This window comes from Mesorhizobium sp. M0771, assembly GCF_040320155.1.
GTDB lineage: Bacteria > Pseudomonadota > Alphaproteobacteria > Rhizobiales > Rhizobiaceae > Mesorhizobium.
Genome location: NZ_JAMYPC010000007.1, coordinates 248,278 through 265,397, shown reverse-complemented (window position 1 = coordinate 265,397; position 17,120 = coordinate 248,278). Strand labels below are relative to the sequence as shown.

Here is a 17,120-nt window from a genome sequence, read left to right as displayed (position 1 = left end):
GATAGGAATTGCGGAACGAGACGTCGGAGGCCCGGCATGTGCCGGGCCTCCCTTTTTTCACTCTCCGCGCATCGTTGCCTGGAAGGTCGGCAGGTGCTTCTGCTGCGCCTCCAGCATGCGCTCGCGGTAGACGCCGTAGATGACGTCGGTGTCGTGCAGCGTCACGCCGGCAATGGTCGGCGAGGCGAAGACCGGCAGTTCGATGCCGCGCTTGGCGAGCTGCTCGGCCGTGCGCGCGATCAGCTCATGCGCCAGGATCATGGCAAGCACCGTCGATGAGCCCGACACCGGCCGGCTCCAGCCCTCGACCGGCACGATGGCGTCCTCGATCGGCGAACAGGTGTCGATGACGAGGTCGGCGGCATCCGCCAGCCGCTTGCCGGACGAGTGCGTCGCCGGCTTGTCCAGATTGTTCTTGCTGGTGACAGCGACGACGAAGATGCCGCGCTTCCTGGCGTAGAGCGCGGTGTCGATGCCCGACGAGTTGCGGCCGCTATGGCCGAAGATGATGATCGAATCGCCCTTGTTGAGCGGCTGGTGGTCGAGGAATTTTTCGGCGTATCTTTCCGTACGCTCCAGCCACAAAAGCTCGCGCACGCCGCCGGCGCCGAGCACATTGTGCCACATCACGCGCGGGTCGGTCAGGGGGTTGAAGCCGACATAGCTGCCATAGCGCGGAAACACTTCCTGCACCGGCAGCACCGAATGGCCGGAGCCATAGAGATGCACCAGCCCGCCGCCCTCGAGCGAGTCGGCAAAGCGGCTGGCGGCCTGGCCAAAGGCCTCTTCATTGGCTTTCGCAGCCTGGTCGATGAGGGCGGCGAGACGGTGGATGTAGAGATCGGACACGTGGGTACTCCTGTTTGCTGTGTCGGTCTGGAATGGATCAGCTTCTCGGGTTCAGCGGCACGCGTCCGGCGCGCAGCGTCGAGCGGATTTCGTAGCGGTCGCCGCGCATGATCGAGACGGTGAATTCGAACGGGCCGCGCTCGTCGGTGGTGATGCGTTCGACGACGAAGGCCGGGCTGCCGACAGCGAGGTCGAGCAGTTCGGCGTCCGCCGCGCCGACCGCGCCGACCCGGTAGTTTTCCCGCGCCGCCACCGGCACGATGCCGTAATGGCGCTCCAGCGCCTCGTAGAGCGAGCCCTGCAGCAGGCCGGCATCGAGGAAGCCCGGCACGCGCACGGCCGACAGCTGCGCCGTCTGAATGCCGATCGGCTCGTTGTTGCCGAGCCGCAGCCTGCGAATGCGCACCACCGGATCGCCTTCCTCGATCTCCAGCGCGCCGGCAGCCGCCGCGTTGGCGGTGGTCAGGCTGCAGTCGAGCAGGCGCGAGCCCGCGACCACGCCCATATTGCCCATCTCCTGGGTGAAGCTGGTCAGCTCGCGCGTGCCGGCGACCAGCGTGGTCGAGCGCACGAACGTGCCGCGGCCATGTTCGCGCCTGAGCAGTCCTGCCTCCTCGAGGTTGCGCAAGGCGTGGCGCAGCGTGATGCGGCTGACGCCGAACAGGGCGCACAGCCTGTCCTCCGCCGGGATCTGGTCGCCCGTTGCCCATTCGCCGCTCTTGACGATGGCGCGGATCGCCTCTTCGACCTGATACCAGAGCGGCTCCGGCCGTCTGCGGTCCGGCTGCTGAAAGCTTGCTTCGCTCATCGCACATGCCTCCACCCTTGCCCAACGGCGCCGGCCAGCGCCGCGCCGACGAGGCCGGCGCGGGGACCGAATTTTCCGGGCTTGACGTCGATGCCGCGCAGATGCGGCGGCAGTTGGCGTCGCAGCGCTGCAAGCAGCGGCGGCCGGATCACATCCAGCGCCTCCGCCAAACCACCCGAAATCAGAACCGCTTGCGGATCGAGCAGCGCGACAGCGCCTGCAAGCGCGGTGCCGAGCTGTCGCGCCGGCAGTTCAAGCAAGGTGAGTGCGGCCAGTTCGCCGGCCTGGGCAGCGGCGATCAGCTGGCGGCCGTCGGCAAGGCCGATCTGTCCGGCAAGGGCATCAAGCGCCCGGCCCGACGCGACGCGCTCCAGCCAGCCGCTGCGCTCTTCACCATGATCCCTCACGTCGGCGCAGGCCCAGCCGAACGAGCAGGCGCCGCCATGCGCGCCGGCAACGATGCGGCCATTGGCCAGCACCGCCGAACCGATGCCGGTGCCGATGGCGAGCAGGATCGCTTCCGACATGTTTTTCGCACTGCCTTCGACAGCCTCCGCCAGCAGCGCAATCTGCGCGTCATTGCCGAGCGCTACGCGCAGTTTGGGAAACAGCGGCTGGATATCGACGCCGTCGAGGAACGGCAAGTTGGGGATCCAGCGGCAGATTGAGCCCTCGACCAGACCCGGCACCGCGATGCCAAGCGCTGAGACCGACCCGGCCTCAGCGCACAGCGCGTCGATGCGCGCAATGAAGGCATCAAGGGTTGCCGGCGCCGGCTCGCTGCCCAGCGCCTCCAACGCACCGACATCGCCCGTAGATACGGCGGCGCGCAGATTGGTGCCGCCGAGATCGATGGCGAGTACCCGCCTCATCGACCGGACCCTTTGCCGAAGGGGAGCGAGAACAGGCCGCTGCCGGCATTCCACGAATGCGACGCCGCCGCGAAGGCCTGCGCATGGCGCGTGCCACGCAGGCAGCCGCGCAGCCGGTAGAGCGAACTGTAATAGTCGACATAGGGGAAGCTGCTCAGGCCGCGCGCCAGCTCATACTCCATGACCGCGTCGCGCCAGGCCTCGAACCCGTCGCTGACATCGACGAGATGCTCGGGCCGGAAGCCGTCATCGTCCTCCCAGTTCTCGCCGAACAGCAGCAGTTGCGGCGTGTGCGCCGGATGGTCGCTGGCAACGGTCGGCAGTCCGGCGAAGAAGATACCGGTCTTCGTCAAATGCGCGGCGGCGCGATGGTCCTTGTGCCAGCTGCCATGCCAATGGGTGATGACGATCTCGGGTTTCAGCTCGCGAATGATGTCGCCCACTTCGAGCGCCGTCTGATCGTCTGTGGGCAGGAAGCCGTCGCGCAGGCCAAAGCTACGCATGGCGACGCCGAGCCGCTCCGCCGCGCTGCCCGCTTCCTCTTCCTTCTGCACGCAATAATGCGCGGGAACCAGGTACGGATGGCCCTGCTCACCCATGGTCAGATGCAGGAAGGTCACCGTGGCGCCGCGCTTGACGGCAGCGGCCGCCAGCGGCCCGGCCATCACCTCGGCATCGAAGGCGTGTGCGCCGACCACCAGGATGGATTTCGCCGCATAAATCCTGTCTTCGATCATTTCATGCCCCCTCCGGTGCCGACGCCTTCGCGAATCTGCCGCGCCAGCAGACAATACATGATCAGGATGGGCGCCATGGATATCGCCAGCGAGGCGAACACCAGGCCCCAGTCGGTGCGGAACTGGCCGACGAAGACGCTGATCGCCAGCGGCACCGTCTTGTAGCGGTCGTCGAAGATGAAGATCAGCGGGAAGAAGAAATCGTTCCACACCGCGATCGCGGTGAAGATTGCCACGATCGACACCGCCGGCTTGACCATCGGCAGGATGATCTGGAACAGGATGCGGACCTCGCCGGCGCCGTCCATGCGCGCCGCCTCGTCCAACTCGGAGGGCAAGACGCGCATGAAATTGGCGAAGATGAAGACGGCGAAGGGAATGCGGATCGCCGAATAGACCAGGATCAGCCCGGTCAGCGAATCCAGCAGGCCGAGATTGCGCATCAGCGTGAACAGTTCGACCGAGGCCAACCGGATGGGCAGCATGATGCCGGACAGGAACAGGCCGAGCATGATGGCATTCCAGCCAAGCTTGTAGCGGCTGAGCGGATAGGCGGCCATCGCCGAGACGACGATGGTGAGGATGACGGCGCCGCCCGTGACGATCAGGCTGTTGATGAAATTCTGGCCGAGATCGGCGCGCGTCCAGGCGTTGATGAAATTGTCGAAGGCAAAGCTTTGCGGCAGGCCGAGCCTGTTGTCGTAGATCTCGGCCGTGGTCTTGAAACAGGAGACGATGAGGATGTAGAGCGGCAACAGCACGGCCGCCGTCCAAACGACCAGCACCGTCCAGCCGGGCAGCCGCGCCAGCTGCCGAGAGATGGCCGGTCTTTGTGAAATCGCCAGCGCGCTCATAGCTGCACCGTGCGGCGGTCGAAGAAGCGCAGCATCATGAGCGTGCCGATGCTGAGGATCAAAAACAGCACGGTGCCGAGCGCCAAAGCCAGACCGATATCGGTGATGCCGACAGCACCTTCCGCGCCGAAGGCCAGCCGGTAGAAGTACGTCACCAGCGTGTCGGTCGAATAGCTCGGATTGCCCTGCACGCCCTGCATGACATAGACGAGGTCGAACTGGTTGAAGGTGTTGATGAACGACAAAGTCGTCAGCGTGCCCAGCGCCGGCATCAGCAGCGGCAGCGCGATCGAGAACAGCATGCGCGCATTGCCGGCGCCGTCAAGTTTTGCCGCCTCGAAAATCTGGCCGGAAATCTGCCGCAGACCTGCCGTGTAGATCAGCACCGGCAGGCCCATCCAGTTCCAGGCATCGACGGCGATCAGCATGGCGAGCGCGGTGTGGCTGTTGCCGAGCACGGTCAGGCTGCCCTGGTGCAGGCCAAGCCCGTTCAGCGCCCATTCGACGACGCCGCCCGGTGCCAAAAGCAACCGCCACAGCGCGCCGACGATGACCGGGCTCAGCACCGCCGGAAAGAAGAACACCGACTGGAAGAACGCAGCACCCCTGTCGCGCAGGAACAGCAGCCAGGCGAACAAAAGCCCGATTCCGTTCTGGAACAGCATGATGCCGAAGAACCAGGCGGTGTTGTGCCACAGCGCGCCGTAGAGCCGCGCGCCGCTGGGGAAAACGAACAGCCTTGAGAAATTCGACAGGCCGGCGAACTCGACCATGCGCAGCCCCTTCCAGACGAAGAAGCTGCCCCAGAGCGACATCCCCAGGGGATAGAGGACGAACAGCGCATAGACCGCCAGCGCCGGCAGGGTGAACAGCACGGCCATGCGCTGCTGCGTGCGGCGAAGGCTGCTGGTGCGGCGAAGGGTGCTCATGCGCTTTTCTGGTCCGTGAGAGGCCGGCCGCTTTTGCGACCGGCCGCGCCTACTGCTTCGGCTTGAACCAGGTGGCGACCGCGGCCTGCATGTCGGCCGCCAGCTTCTCCGGCGCGATGTTGCCTTCGACCATGTCGATGATCTCCGACTGCAGCACCGAAGACGCCGTCGGCGACTGCCAGCGGAAGCCGACCAGCGTCAGATACGGCGTCGAATTCTTCGCCATCTCCATCATCGCGGCCAGCACTGGATCCTTCACCGTCACATCCGTGCGGGCCGGCGGCCAGCCGAGCTCGTCGGCGAACATCTGCGCGAACTCTGCCGAAGCCATGAAGCCCAGCACCTTGGTCGCGGCTTCCTTGTTCTGGCTCTCGGAGACCAGGCCATAGGAGCCGTCGGAGAAGGCCGAGGTGTAGAGTTTTGCCCCGGCATCGTCGGCGGGGAACGGGAAGATCGAGAATTTCAGCTTCGGGTTCTGCGCCTTGAAGCTGCCGTTCTCGAACGAACCGCCGAGGAACATCGCCGCCTTGCCGCCGATGAACTGCTGCGTGGCGGTGGTGTAGTCGATGCCGGCGAAGCCGTCGGGGAAATACGGCTTCAGCTCGGCGAAGCGCTTCAGCGCCGCCACATAGCGCGGATCCTCGAAGGTCGCCTTGCCGCTCATCATCTCGTCGTAGAATTCAGGACCATAGACGGTCGGGCCGACGACGCCGACGGCGATCTCCAGTTCCCAGGCCGAGCCGTTGGCGCCGCCGGTGGCGATCGGCGTGATGCCGGCCGCCTTCAGCTTCTCGCAGACAGCGGTGAAATCCTTGTAGGTCTTGGGGATCTCGATGCCCTGGGCGGCGAAAATATCCTGGTTGTAGAAGACGCCCATCATCGGCACCGAATAGGGCACGCCATAGAGCTTGCCGTCGCTGCGGCCGCGCGCGCCGCCAAGCGCCGCGTCCTCCATATTCTTCAGCTCCGGCACGCTGTCGTCCAGCGCGTCGAGATAGCCGGCCTCGACGAAGGGCTGCAATTCGCCATAGGCCTTGAGCTGCGCGATGTCGGGCCCGCGCCCGCCGCGCAGCGCCGTGCTCAGCCGGTTCTGGTAGTCGGCATCCGGCGTGAACTGAATGGCGACCTTGATGCCGGGATTCTTCGCCTCGAAGGCATCGAAGATGCGGCGCATCGCCGCCTCGTCCTCGGTGCGCCAGCTCCACAGCGTCACCGTGCTGTCGGCGGCTCGCGCCGGCAATGAGGCAAAGACGCCGGCGCAGGCGGCGGCAAGGCCGCCGATCAGCCTAAGCGCTGCGCGCCGGTGAAGTGAAAGCATGCTCATTGCCAGTCTCCCATTGTGTCCCGCGGCGTTCCCGTGCCGTGAGAAGTCATTGGTTCAGCAAAAGTCATTATAACGACATAGCGGTATTCGCAAGGGGTCTGCTACGCCTCAGGAATGGCGGTGTTGGCCCGCTCACGACATTGCAGTACCTGCATCCATTTGTTATCTAACGATAAATATCCACATTCCAGCGCCGCAAAGAAATCTGTGACCGTACCATGTGAGACTTTTTCGCCAGCAAGCCCTTGCGTCGCCGCGCTGACTTGTCATAACCTCATGTGAACCGATAGGGAGGATGAGGAATGTCGTTTGCTTGGACTTCGAAACTGGCACTGGCCGCGGGCCTCGCCATCCTGCCCGCCACCGGCTGGGCGCAATCGGTCAACATCTCCTACCTCACCCACTGGTCGCCGGAGACGGTCGCGCTGCTGGAAGCCGCAGCCAAGGATTTCGCCAAGACCAATCCGGATGTCAGTGTCACCGTGCGCGCCGTTCCCTTCGGCGATCTCCTGACCACGCTGCGCTCGCAAGGTGGTGGCGCGGACGGCCCGACCATCGGCGGCATCTACGATCTGTGGCTGCCGGAACTCGCCCGCGACAAGCTGGTCGCGCCCGCCCCCGATGCGGTGGCCGGCGAGGTCAAGGGCGCATGGCCGGCGGGCATCACCAGCGCCGCTTCGGCCGGCGGCACGCTCTACGGCATCCCCAACGAAATCGACGTCTACGCGCTGAACTACAACCAGGCGCTGTTCAAGCAGGCCGGCATCGCGGCGCCACCCAAGACCTGGGACGAGTTCAAGGACGCGGCCAAGAAGCTGACCAACAAGGATGCGGGACGGCAAGGGTTCGGCATGATCAATTCCTGGGCCGCCGGCGTCGTCCACCCCTTCGCCTCGCTGCTGGTCTCCAATGGCGGCGACCTGGTCAAGGACGGCAAGCCGGTGCTGGACAGCCCGCAGGCCGCCGAGACTTTCCAGCTCTATGAAGACCTGATCAAGTCGGGCGCCAGCGTGCCTTCGATGGCGACAGCCGACGCCAACACCACCGGCCCCTTCCTCGACAATTTCGTCTCCGGCAAGACCGGCATGATCATCATGGCCAATTGGTGGGAGAGCGCGCTGAAGGCCGGCATGGGCGACAAGTTCGCCGACATTGCAACGGCGCCGATTCCCGTCGGCCCGAGCGGCGACAAGCCGCATTCGATATCCTACTCCTGGATGACCGTGGTCAACGCCAATGCAGGTGCCGCCGAGCAGAAGGCGGCGTGGGACTTCCTCGCCTGGCTGAACAATCCAAAGTCCGGCAAGAACGGTGCTTCCGCGATGTCGGATATCCTGATGTCGATGGGCATCCTGCCCTCACGCCTCTCCGACATCGAGGCGCACAAAGACAAGCTCGGCTCGGAATTCCTCTCCGGCTATGTCAGCGTGCTCACCGATGCCAAGCCGTTCCCTGTCGTGCCCGGCGGCCAGGAATTCTCGGAATCGCTGCAGCAGACGCTCGAGGCGTTGCAGTATGGCCAGGTCTCGGCCAAGGATGCGCAGGCGACGGCGCAGGCCGACGCCATTTCGATCCTGGAGCGCGCCGCCAAATAATGATTCAGAGGTACCGTGCCTCGGCGGGCATCATGCTGGCGCCCGCCGTGACGCTGATCGGCATCTTCGTCCTGTTGCCGATGCTGCTCACCGTCTGGCTGTCGTTCCAGGACTGGTCGACGCAGACACCGTTTTCCAGCGCCGGCTTTATCGGCCTCGACAATTTCCGCGAGATTTTTGGGGTCTCCTCGGTCGGCCGCGACTTCAAGGGCGCGCTGGCTAACACCGCGATCTACACCGCGCTCTCCGTCATCCTCATCCTGCCGCTGTCGGTGGCCTTTGGGCTGATGGTCTACCAGCGCGATGTCGCCGGCGGCACGGCGCTGCGCACGGTGCTGTTTGCCACCTACATGGTGCCGATGATCGCCGTGGCGCTGGTCTGGTCGAAACTCTATTCGCCGAGCGAAGGCCCGCTCAATCAGATGCTCGGTCTAATCGGCGTGGGACCACAGCCCTTTCTGTCGTCACCGCGCTCGGCGCTGATCTCCATCGTCTTCCTCAATGTCTGGCAGCAGGTCGGCTATTTCACCGTGCTGGCGATCGCCGGGCTGACGCAGATCCAAGGCAGCCTCTACGAGGCGGCGAAGCTCGATGGCGCCAGCCGCTTCGAGCAGTTCCGCTTCATCACCCTGCCGCTGATGCGGCGCACGCTTCTGTTCAGCGCCGTCATCGCCATCATCAACGCCGTGCAGGTGTTCGAGCCGGTTGCCCTGATCACGCAGGGCGGGCCGGTCGGCTCGACCAATGTGCTCACCTACCACATCCGCCGCGTCGGCATCGAGCGTGCGCAGGGTGGACTGGGTTCGGCCATGGCGGTCATGCTGATGCTTTCGCTGATTGTCGTCGTCTGCGCGCTGTTTGCCTTCGCCAACCGGAAGAACGACGAATGAGCGCGGGATCGTCGAGCCGGCTGTCGCGCCGGCGCCCGTCCGGCCGCAAGGCGCTGCTGGCGACGCTGATGCTGCTGGTCGCCGTCGCCTCGGCCTTCCCGCTGGTATGGATGGTGCTGTCGAGCCTCAAGACGCCGGCCGAGAGCATGCAGGTGCCGCCGGTGTGGATCCCCCTTACGCCGAGCTTCGACGCCTATGAGAAGGTGTCGGGCGTGGTCAATGTTGGCCGCTCGATGTGGAATTCTCTGGTCATCGCCTCGATCACCACCGCCGGCATTCTGCTGACCAGCATGATGGCCGGCTACGCCTTCGCCAAATACCACTTCCCCGCCAAGTCGCTGCTGTTTTCTGTGCTGATCGCCACCATGTTCCTGCCGCCGATCGTGACGCTGATCCCGCTCTATCGCCTGGTCGGCTCGATCGGCCTCAACGCCAGCCTCGCCGGCATCATCGTGCCCAATCTCGCCAATGCTTTCGGCATCTTCCTGATGCGCCAGTTCATCTCCGGCGTGCCCGACGAGCTCATCGACGCCGCGCGCATGGACGGCGCCTCGGAGTTCTTGATCCTCTACAAGATCGTCGCGCCGAGCGTCGCCCCCGCAATCGCGGCTCTGGCCCTCTTCGCCTTCGTCTATCACTGGAACAGCTATCTGTGGCCGCTGACCGTGCTGCAGGGCAATGCCGACGCCTATCCGATCGTCATCAGCCTGAGCCGGTTGCTGAGCTACAACAGGGGCGCGGTCAACACCGGCCTGGTGATGGCCGGCGCGACGCTGGCCGTGCTGCCGCCGCTCATCCTGTTCGCCGTCCTGCAGCGCTTCTTCGTCGATTCCATCGTCGGCTCGGCGATCAAGGGATAGCTGCACCAAGCCTTCAAGCGCTCGGCCTGGTTCCGCCACAGATCAGATAGTAGCACTCGTCATAGCGCATGTAGTCAGCCGCGCCCTTGTCCGGCCATTCGCCCGTGTCGAAACGGATTTTGAGTAGGCTTCTGCACTGCGCCACCTTCGCTGCATTGCTGTCCGGGAACAGGGTGACGAGCAGGCCTTGCGGAGCGCCGAAGGAAACCGCCGAGAGAACGAGGCAGCCGAGGCTGGCAGCAAGGAAGAGAGACAAGTTGCGCATTGTTACCGAATACGGCTGGGCCGATGCTCTGACAATGAACAACCCATATCATGATTAACACATGCATAGCAGCGTTTTGCCCAGTAAAGCGACCGAAGAGTACTTGGCGCCCCGCCGCTGCCAGGTCTGCTGCGGCGGCGGTAGCGCCTTCGGCAGGTCAATCCCTTAGGGCAGCGTCAGTCCCCCACTCCGTCTCGGCTTCGCCGAGCCACCTCTACCCCCATGTTCATGGGGGAGAGGAAACGCCAACCGCCGGAGTCACTGCATCGAAAGACTTGGGTTTCATTTCCCATCAAAAAGCTTGGGATTTCCTCTCCCCCACGAATGTGGGGGAGAGGTGGATCGGCGAAGCCGAGACGGAGTGGGGGACCGCCCTAGGCGGCTGGCCTCTACATCCGCATCAGCCCCTCACCCAAACCGCGCCGAAGTCCATGTCCCACCCGCCGCATTCGACTCCACCGCCGCAGCAACAAACTTCACCCCGCGCGCGCCATCCACAACGTCGGGCACCTGCGCCGCACGCGCCGGATCGACCACCCCACCAGAGCGATGGGCGCGAATGATATCGGCGGCGTCGCGGTAGAAATTGGCGAAGGCCTCGATATATCCCTCCGGATGCGCCGCCGGCATGCGCGACACGCGCTGGCTCTCAGTGGTCGAGCCATGGCCGCCGCGCACCAGCGTGCGGGTCTCCTCGCCGTAGATGGAGAAGCGCAGTTCTTCCGGCCGGCCGCCCGACCATTCGAGCCCGGCTTTGTCGCCATAGATGCGCACCGAGAGATCATTGTAGTGGCCGGGCGAGGTCTGGCTGGCGAGGATCGTGCCGCGCGCCCCGCCGGTCCAGCGCACCAGCACATGCGCATTGTCGTCGAGCCGGCGTCCCGGCACGGCAGTGAACAGATCCGCCGACACCGTCTCGGCCTCACAGCCGGAGATATAGCTTGCCAGGTTGAAGGCATGCACGCCGATATCGGCCAGCACCGCGGACTGCCCGGCGCGCGCCGGATCGGTGCGCCACTCCGCCTGCTTCTGGCCCTCGGCGTCGATCGGCTTGGTCAGCCAGTCCTGGATGTAGGCGCCATGCACGGACACGATGCGGCCAAGCGCGCCCGCCGCCACCATCTCGCGCGCCTGGCGGACCATGGCGTAGCCGGTGTTGTTGAGCGTGACGACGAAGCGACGCTTTTTCTCCCGCGCCAGCGCCACCAGCGCCTCGGCCTCATCCAGCGTCGTCGACAGCGGCTTGTCGCAGATGACGTTGATGCCGGCCTCCAGAAAGGCCGTGGCGATCGGCGCGTGCAGATGGTTGGGCGTGACGATGACCACCGCCTCGATGCCGTCCGGCCGAGCAGCTTCCGCCTTTGCCATGACATGGTAATCGGCATAGCTGCGCTCCGGCGCGATGCCGATCTCGGCGGCCGACGCGGCGGCGTTTTCCGGGTCCGACGACAGCGCGCCGGCGACCAGCACGATCTGGTCGTCGAGGCGCATGGCCAGCCGATGCACGGCGCCGATAAAGGCATTGCGGCCGCCGCCGACCATGCCGACCCGCAGCCGCTTGCCGGCTGATCCGTCCGATGTTGCGTAGACCATTTTCAAGCTCCTCCCGGCACACCGCTTTCGAATACGATTTCCAATTTTCATATTGTAAAACGATCGTATCGCGCTAGCCTGAAATCATGAGTGGGGCAAGCAAGGCATCCGGACGGTCCAGCACCGACGAGGCGGCGACGCGCAAGCGCGGACGCTCGCTGGCCGCGCTTGGCTACATCCAGCCGCAGACCTATGAGGAGCTACGCGCGGTGCTGTCGTCGGGCACGGTGCATTTCCCCAAGCGGCTGCGCCAGGTGGCAATCTTCCTGTGGCAGCATCCGAGCGACGTCGCGCTCGGCACCATCGCGCAGGTTGCGGCACAGGCCGGCGTGCAGCCCTCGACGCTGGTGCGCTTTGCCCAGATCTTCGGCTATTCCGGCTTTTCCGATTTCCAGGGCCTGTTCAAGGAGCACATCAAGGGCTCATGGCCGGAAGGGCGCGGCGAACCGCGCACCGAGACGGAGCCCAATCTGCATTTCCTGCACGGCATGGTCGGCGCATCGCAGGCCTCGCTTGGCCGCATCGAAGCCGGCTTCGACGTCGCGAGTTTCGACAAGATGGTAACGCTGCTGGCGGCCGCCGAGCTGATCTATGTCATCGGCTCCAAGCGCGCCTTTCCGGTCACCGCCTATCTGTCGCTGACACTGTCGCAGCAAGGCGTGCGCAACGTGCTGGTCGACAATGTCGGCTCCTCCGCACTCGACCAGATCGGCTGCATCGGCGCACGGGACGCCGTGCTTGCGGTCTCCTTCAGCCCCTACAATTCGATCACGCCCGATCTCGTCGCGGTGGCGCATGAGCGCAAGGCCCGCATCGTCACCGTCACCGACAGCACTTTCAGCCCGCTGGTTCGGCTCTCGGACGCTTGGCTGGAAGTGGTGGAATCCGACTTTGCCGGCTTCCGCTCGCTGGCGGCGTCACTCGCTGTCGGCATGGCGCTGGTCCATGGGGTGGCGGCGCGGCGCGGCGAATGAGCCGCCGCTGGCACAATTGACTATCCAGAATTGCCGTTCCATATTTAAAAAAATAGAAACTTTATTCCCGGGAGGAGGAATGGAGATCCGGCTTGACGGCAAGGTGGCTCTGGTCACCGGGTCGACGCAAGGCATTGGCCGCGCCATTGCCGAGACGCTGGCGCGTTCCGGTGCCGCCGGGCTGCTGGTCACCGGGCGCGAGAGGGCGCGTGGCGAGGCCGTGGCGGCCGAGCTTTCGCAATTGGGCACGCCGACCATCTTCGTCGCCGCCGACCTTGCCGATCCTGACGCCCCCACCCTTCTGGCGCAGGCCTGCATCGAGCGCTTCGGCCGCATCGATGCGCTGGTCAACGCCGCCGGCCTGACCGATCGCGCCTCTTTCCTCGACGCCAGCCTCGACGATTGGGCGGCGCTGTTTGCCGTCAATGCGCGCGCGCCGTTCTTCCTGATGCAGGCGGCGATTGCCGACATGAAGCAGCGCGGCCAAGGTGGCGCCATTCTCAACATCCTGTCGATCAATGCCCATTGCGGCTCGCCGGAGCTTGCCGTCTATTCCGCCACCAAGGGCGCGCTGGCGACGCTGACCAGGAACGCCGCCAACGCCCACCGTTTCGACCGCATCCGCGTCAACGGCATCAATGTCGGTTGGACGGACACGCCGGCCGAACGCATCATGCAGGCGGAGACTTTGGGCAACGGCCCTGGCTGGCTTGAGAAGGCCAATGCCGCGCAGCCTTTCGGCCGGTTGCTGACGCCGGACGACATCGCCAGCCTCGCCGTCTTCCTGCTGTCCGACGCCGCCGGCCCGATGACCGGCGCGGTCATCGACCAGGAGCAGGCGGTGATCGGGGCGAACCGGTGAGCGCCTCCACCGAAACGCTTGGGCCGGCGCTGCTCGACCGCTTGCCGGCCTCGGTCCAGACACCGTCCTATGACCGTATGCTCCTGGCGCCCGGCATGGCGCATCTCGGCGTCGGCGCTTTCCATCGCTGCCATCAGGCCGAATACACCGACGATCTCATCTCGCTGCGCTTCGACCGCTGGGGCATCGTCGGCATCAACATCCGTCCGCCCAGCCTTGCCGACACGCTGGGACGGCAGGGCGGGCTCTACACAAGGCTGATCCGCGAGAACAGCCACATCGAGGCGCGCGTCATCGGCAGCATCGTCCGGGTGGTCGACAGCCAGGAGAGTGCGGCACCGGCGCTCGGCGTGCTGATCTCACCCGATATCGAGCTGGTGACGATGACGGTGACCGAAAAAGGCTATTGCCACATCCCGTCCAGCGGCGAACTCGACCTCGGCCACCCTGATATCGTCCATGACCTCGCCAACCCCGAGACGCCGCGCAGCGTGCCCGGCCTGTTGGTGCGGGCGCTGGAGCAGCGCCGGGCCACGCATGGGCGGCCGCTGACGCTGCTGTCCTGCGACAACATTCCGGCCAATGGCATCATCCTCGGCAACGTCGTGCGCAGCTTTGCCGAACGGCGCGGCAATGGGCTGGCCGATTGGATCGCGGCCAACGTCGCATTCCCCTCGGCCATGGTCGACCGCATTGCGCCGGCGGTGACGCAGGACGATCTCGACAGCGTCGAAAATTGGTTCGGCTACCGCGATGGCGCTGTCGCTGTCGGCGAGCCGTTCCGGCAGTGGGTGATCGAGGAAAAGTTTGCCGGCCGCATGCCGCGCTGGGACCTGGTCGGAGCCACTTTCGTCGACGATGTCACGCCGTTCGAGCATCTCAAGATGCGGGTGCTGAACGGCGCCCAGACGACGCTCGCCACGCTCGGCGTGCTGGCCGGGCTCGAGCACACATCGGATGCCATGGCCGACCCGCTGCTGTCGGACTTCATCCGGCGCATGCTGGTCGAAGAGACTGTGCCGACGCTGATGCCGGTGCCGGGCATCCTGCCGCTCGCCTATGTCGAGCAGAGCCTTGCCCGGCTGAAGAACACCGCGATCCGCCACCGCAACCACCAGGTCGCAACCGACGGTTCGCAGAAGATCGTCCAGCGCCTGCTCAACCCGATCCGCGACCGGCTTGCGATGGGCCAGAGCATCGGCCTGCTGTCGGTGCCGGTCGCCGGCTGGATGGCCTATCTGATCCAGGCCTCGGAATGTTTCGGCAGACGCTGGCCGGTGTCGGATCCCTATGCCGGCAAGGTCGCCGCAATCGCCGACGCGACGGGTCCCGATGCCAGCGCGCTGGTGTCCGCCATCCTTGCCATCGACGGGATATTCGACCCCGGCCTTGCCGCCGACGATACGTTCCGCGCGGCCGTCACATCGGCGCTGGGCGACCTGCTGTCGGACGATCCGATGGCGGCTGTCCGGCACAGTCTTGAACAAGATGAGGTCGCGAGGTTGAAGCGATCCAAACAATCGGCATTATAGTCGTCGGGTCTAGGGAGGCAGAATGAAACTAGGAGTGCTTACAGCACCGTTTGCGGAGACGCCGCTTGGCGAGGTCGCCGGCTGGGCGCACTCGGCCGGCTTCGAGGCGCTGGAAATCGCCTGCTGGCCGAAGACCTCCGGCGCGACGCGGCGCTATGCCGGCACCAGCCATATCGACGCCGCCTCCACCTCGCCCGCGCAGGCCAAGGAGATCGTCGCCTCGCTGACGGAAAAGAAGCTGACGGTCTCCGGCCTCGGCTACTACCCCAACCCGTTGCATCCGGACCCTGCCCATCGCGAGGCCGTCATCGGCCATCTGAAGAAGGTCATCGTGCTGGCCGCCAATATGGGCGTGCCGGTGGTCAACACCTTCTGCGGTGGCGATGCCTCGAAGACCGTCGACGTCAACTGGCAGGACGCGCTGAAAGTCTGGCCCGAGACCGTCGCCTATGCGCGCGGCCACGGGGTAAAACTCGCCTTCGAGAACTGCCCGATGATCTTCAGTTATGACGAGTGGCCGGGCGGGCACAACATCGCCTATTCGCCCTACATCTGGCGGCGCATCCTCGAGGCCTGGGGCGGCGAGGTCGGCATGAATTTCGACCCCTCGCATCTGGTCTGGCAGATGATCGACCAGGGCCGCTTCATCAAGGAGTTCGGCCCCTACATGCTGCATGTCCACGCCAAGGATTTGATGATCGATCATGATGGTTTGTATGAGCGCGGGATTCTTTCCGCCGGGATAGGCTGGCAGGTGCCGCGCATGCCGGGATTGGGCGATGTCGACTGGAGCGGCTTCTTCTCCGGCCTCTACCGCGCCGGCTATGACGGCTCGGTCATCATCGAACATGAGGACAGGCGGTTCGAAGGCAACGACGATGCGGTGAAGCGGGGCTTCCTGCTCGCCCGCGACGTGCTGCGCCCCTTCGTCAAATGACGAGGTGAATGACTTGGTCCGATCCTGCCGAAGGGTCTGACCCTGAGACGAAAAACAACAATGTGGAGGAGTACTGACATGAAGAAAATACTGACCATGGTCCCGTTGCTTGCGGGCGCTGCCTTGCTGGCATCGATGGGCGTGTCGTCGGCCGAAGCCAAATATACGATCGGCATTTCCAACACCGTGCAGGGCAATGGCTGGCGCGAGGAAATGGTCTGCGCCATGAAGGCGCAGGCGCTGGCTTCGGGCGAAGTGACGAAGCTCAACATCGCCCACCGCAACACCGATGCCGCCGGCCAGCTCGAAGACATCCGCAATCTGATCAGCGCCAAGGTCGACGCCATCGTCGTCAACCCCGCTGATCCCGCCGGCATCAAGGCGGGCCTGGAAGAAGCCACCAAGGCCGGCATCGTCGTCGTTGCCGTCGACCAGGCGGTGACCGAACCGTCGGCCTACATCATCTCCAACAACCAGGAACAGTATGCCTATCTCGGCGCCAAATGGCTGTTCCAGCAGATGGGCGGCAAGGGCGAAGTGTTCTACATGCGCGGCGCCGCCGGCGCCTCGGCCGATAGCGATCGCGACAAAGGCTTCAAGAAGGCGCTGGCTGAAAACCCCGGCGTGAAGGTGGCTCAGGAAGTCTTCACCGGCTGGCAGCAGGATCAGGCCAAGCAGCAGATGCTGTCGTTCCTGGCCACCGGCACGCCGTTCAACGGTGTGTGGACCTCCGGCATCGACAACGTCATCGTCGACGCGCTGGTCGAATCGCAGGCGCCGCTGGTGCCGGTGGTCGGCGCCGACAATGCCGGCTTCGTCGGCCAGCTGAGCTCGGTGAAAGGTCTCGTCGGTGCAGCCGTCACCAACCCCGGCTCGATCGGCGGCGCGGGCGTGACGCTCGCGCTGCAGATCCTCGACGGCAAGAAGCCGGCGCAGCAGACCGTGCTGGTCGACCCGCAGCTGTGGGACAACGCCACCGACGAAGGCAAGGCCAAGCTGAAGGCAGCCGCCGACCCGTCGCTCAGCCCGGAATGGCCGGTCTCGATCTCGATCCCGGAGTGGACGACCTACACGAAGGAGCAGATCGTGGCCTGCAAGGGGCCGGGGGAGTAAGCTTGGTTTGAATGAACTGGCGAGGACGGCGAACGGCCGTCCTCGTCACACAGACTAGCGCTCTACGGCGCCCCCTCTGTCCTGCCGGACATCTCCCCCACAGGTGGGGAGATTGGCTGTCATCTC

Annotated in this window: 17 protein-coding genes; 8 read left to right on the top strand and 9 right to left on the bottom strand. The window is 65.0% G+C overall.

The window, feature by feature from the left end; translation table 11 throughout:
- Positions 1-57: 57 nt before the first annotated feature.
- Genes NKI05_RS14060 through NKI05_RS14030 form a run of 7 tightly spaced genes read right to left on the bottom strand, consistent with a single transcriptional unit; the run spans position 58 to position 6,373 of the window.
- The gene (locus NKI05_RS14060; RefSeq protein ID WP_023686509.1) at positions 58-849 is read right to left on the bottom strand and encodes a sugar isomerase domain-containing protein; all 792 of its coding nucleotides are present in this window, start codon (positions 847-849) and stop codon (positions 58-60) included.
- Between the two features lie 37 nt (positions 850-886).
- Positions 887-1,657 carry a GntR family transcriptional regulator gene (locus tag NKI05_RS14055; RefSeq protein ID WP_023683130.1) on the bottom strand — a complete coding sequence of 257 codons (771 nt, stop codon included), beginning with the start codon at positions 1,655-1,657 and terminating at the stop codon, positions 887-889.
- Complete coding sequence (locus NKI05_RS14050) at positions 1,654-2,529, bottom strand: ROK family protein (protein ID WP_023814671.1); 876 nt, start codon at positions 2,527-2,529, stop codon at positions 1,654-1,656. The genes NKI05_RS14055 and NKI05_RS14050 overlap by 4 nt, the downstream gene beginning before the upstream one ends.
- A complete protein-coding gene (locus NKI05_RS14045; RefSeq protein WP_023698618.1) occupies positions 2,526-3,266 on the bottom strand; it encodes a PIG-L deacetylase family protein in 741 nt (246 codons plus the stop codon). Before NKI05_RS14045 ends, NKI05_RS14050 begins: the two co-directional genes overlap by 4 nt.
- Positions 3,263-4,120 (bottom strand): carbohydrate ABC transporter permease, encoded by an 858-nt coding sequence (locus NKI05_RS14040; protein ID WP_023698619.1) that lies wholly within the window; start codon positions 4,118-4,120, stop codon positions 3,263-3,265. The genes NKI05_RS14045 and NKI05_RS14040 overlap by 4 nt, the downstream gene beginning before the upstream one ends.
- Positions 4,117-5,049, bottom strand: a complete 933-nt coding sequence (locus tag NKI05_RS14035; RefSeq protein WP_031205128.1) for a carbohydrate ABC transporter permease — start codon at positions 5,047-5,049, stop codon at positions 4,117-4,119. Before NKI05_RS14035 ends, NKI05_RS14040 begins: the two co-directional genes overlap by 4 nt.
- A 49-nt stretch (positions 5,050-5,098) precedes the next feature.
- Entirely contained in the window at positions 5,099-6,373 is a 1,275-nt protein-coding gene (locus NKI05_RS14030; RefSeq protein WP_023814673.1) for an extracellular solute-binding protein, read from the bottom strand.
- Between the two features lie 302 nt (positions 6,374-6,675).
- On the opposite strand from NKI05_RS14030, the gene NKI05_RS14025 reads away from it, so the two are divergent.
- The 3 genes from NKI05_RS14025 to NKI05_RS14015 are packed head-to-tail and all read left to right on the top strand — an operon-like array spanning position 6,676 to position 9,718.
- Positions 6,676-7,968 carry an ABC transporter substrate-binding protein gene (locus tag NKI05_RS14025; RefSeq protein ID WP_023704168.1) on the top strand — a complete coding sequence of 431 codons (1,293 nt, stop codon included), beginning with the start codon at positions 6,676-6,678 and terminating at the stop codon, positions 7,966-7,968.
- Positions 7,968-8,858, top strand: a complete 891-nt coding sequence (locus tag NKI05_RS14020; RefSeq protein ID WP_023683123.1) for a carbohydrate ABC transporter permease — start codon at positions 7,968-7,970, stop codon at positions 8,856-8,858. The genes NKI05_RS14025 and NKI05_RS14020 overlap by 1 nt, the downstream gene beginning before the upstream one ends.
- On the top strand, positions 8,855-9,718 hold the full coding sequence (locus tag NKI05_RS14015; RefSeq protein ID WP_023683122.1) for a carbohydrate ABC transporter permease: 864 nt from the start codon (positions 8,855-8,857) through the stop codon (positions 9,716-9,718). Before NKI05_RS14020 ends, NKI05_RS14015 begins: the two co-directional genes overlap by 4 nt.
- Before the next feature lie 13 nt (positions 9,719-9,731).
- On the opposite strand, the gene NKI05_RS14010 is transcribed toward NKI05_RS14015, so the two are convergent.
- Together NKI05_RS14010 and NKI05_RS14005 are read right to left on the bottom strand one after the other, a co-directional pair.
- On the bottom strand, positions 9,732-9,983 hold the full coding sequence (locus tag NKI05_RS14010) for a hypothetical protein (protein ID WP_023683121.1): 252 nt from the start codon (positions 9,981-9,983) through the stop codon (positions 9,732-9,734).
- Positions 9,984-10,391: 408 nt separating this feature from the next.
- A complete protein-coding gene (locus tag NKI05_RS14005) occupies positions 10,392-11,576 on the bottom strand; it encodes a Gfo/Idh/MocA family protein (protein WP_023814674.1) in 1,185 nt (394 codons plus the stop codon).
- A gap of 86 nt (positions 11,577-11,662) precedes the next feature.
- Here NKI05_RS14005 and NKI05_RS14000 point away from each other — a divergent pair, with 86 nt between their 5' ends.
- The 5 genes from NKI05_RS14000 to NKI05_RS13980 all read left to right on the top strand — a co-directional run bounded on the left by NKI05_RS14000 (position 11,663) and on the right by NKI05_RS13980 (position 16,994).
- Positions 11,663-12,550 (top strand): MurR/RpiR family transcriptional regulator, encoded by an 888-nt coding sequence (locus NKI05_RS14000; RefSeq protein WP_023710855.1) that lies wholly within the window; start codon positions 11,663-11,665, stop codon positions 12,548-12,550.
- Between the two features lie 79 nt (positions 12,551-12,629).
- Positions 12,630-13,412: an SDR family oxidoreductase gene (locus NKI05_RS13995; protein WP_023814675.1), complete on the top strand. Its 783-nt coding sequence runs from the start codon at positions 12,630-12,632 to the stop codon at positions 13,410-13,412.
- Positions 13,409-14,944: a mannitol dehydrogenase family protein gene (locus NKI05_RS13990; protein WP_023814676.1), complete on the top strand. Its 1,536-nt coding sequence runs from the start codon at positions 13,409-13,411 to the stop codon at positions 14,942-14,944. Before NKI05_RS13995 ends, NKI05_RS13990 begins: the two co-directional genes overlap by 4 nt.
- A 22-nt stretch (positions 14,945-14,966) precedes the next feature.
- Positions 14,967-15,881, top strand: a complete 915-nt coding sequence (locus NKI05_RS13985; protein WP_352538984.1) for a sugar phosphate isomerase/epimerase family protein — start codon at positions 14,967-14,969, stop codon at positions 15,879-15,881.
- Between the two features lie 78 nt (positions 15,882-15,959).
- Complete coding sequence (locus NKI05_RS13980; RefSeq protein ID WP_023704174.1) at positions 15,960-16,994, top strand: ABC transporter substrate-binding protein; 1,035 nt, start codon at positions 15,960-15,962, stop codon at positions 16,992-16,994.
- Positions 16,995-17,120 lie beyond the last annotated feature (126 nt).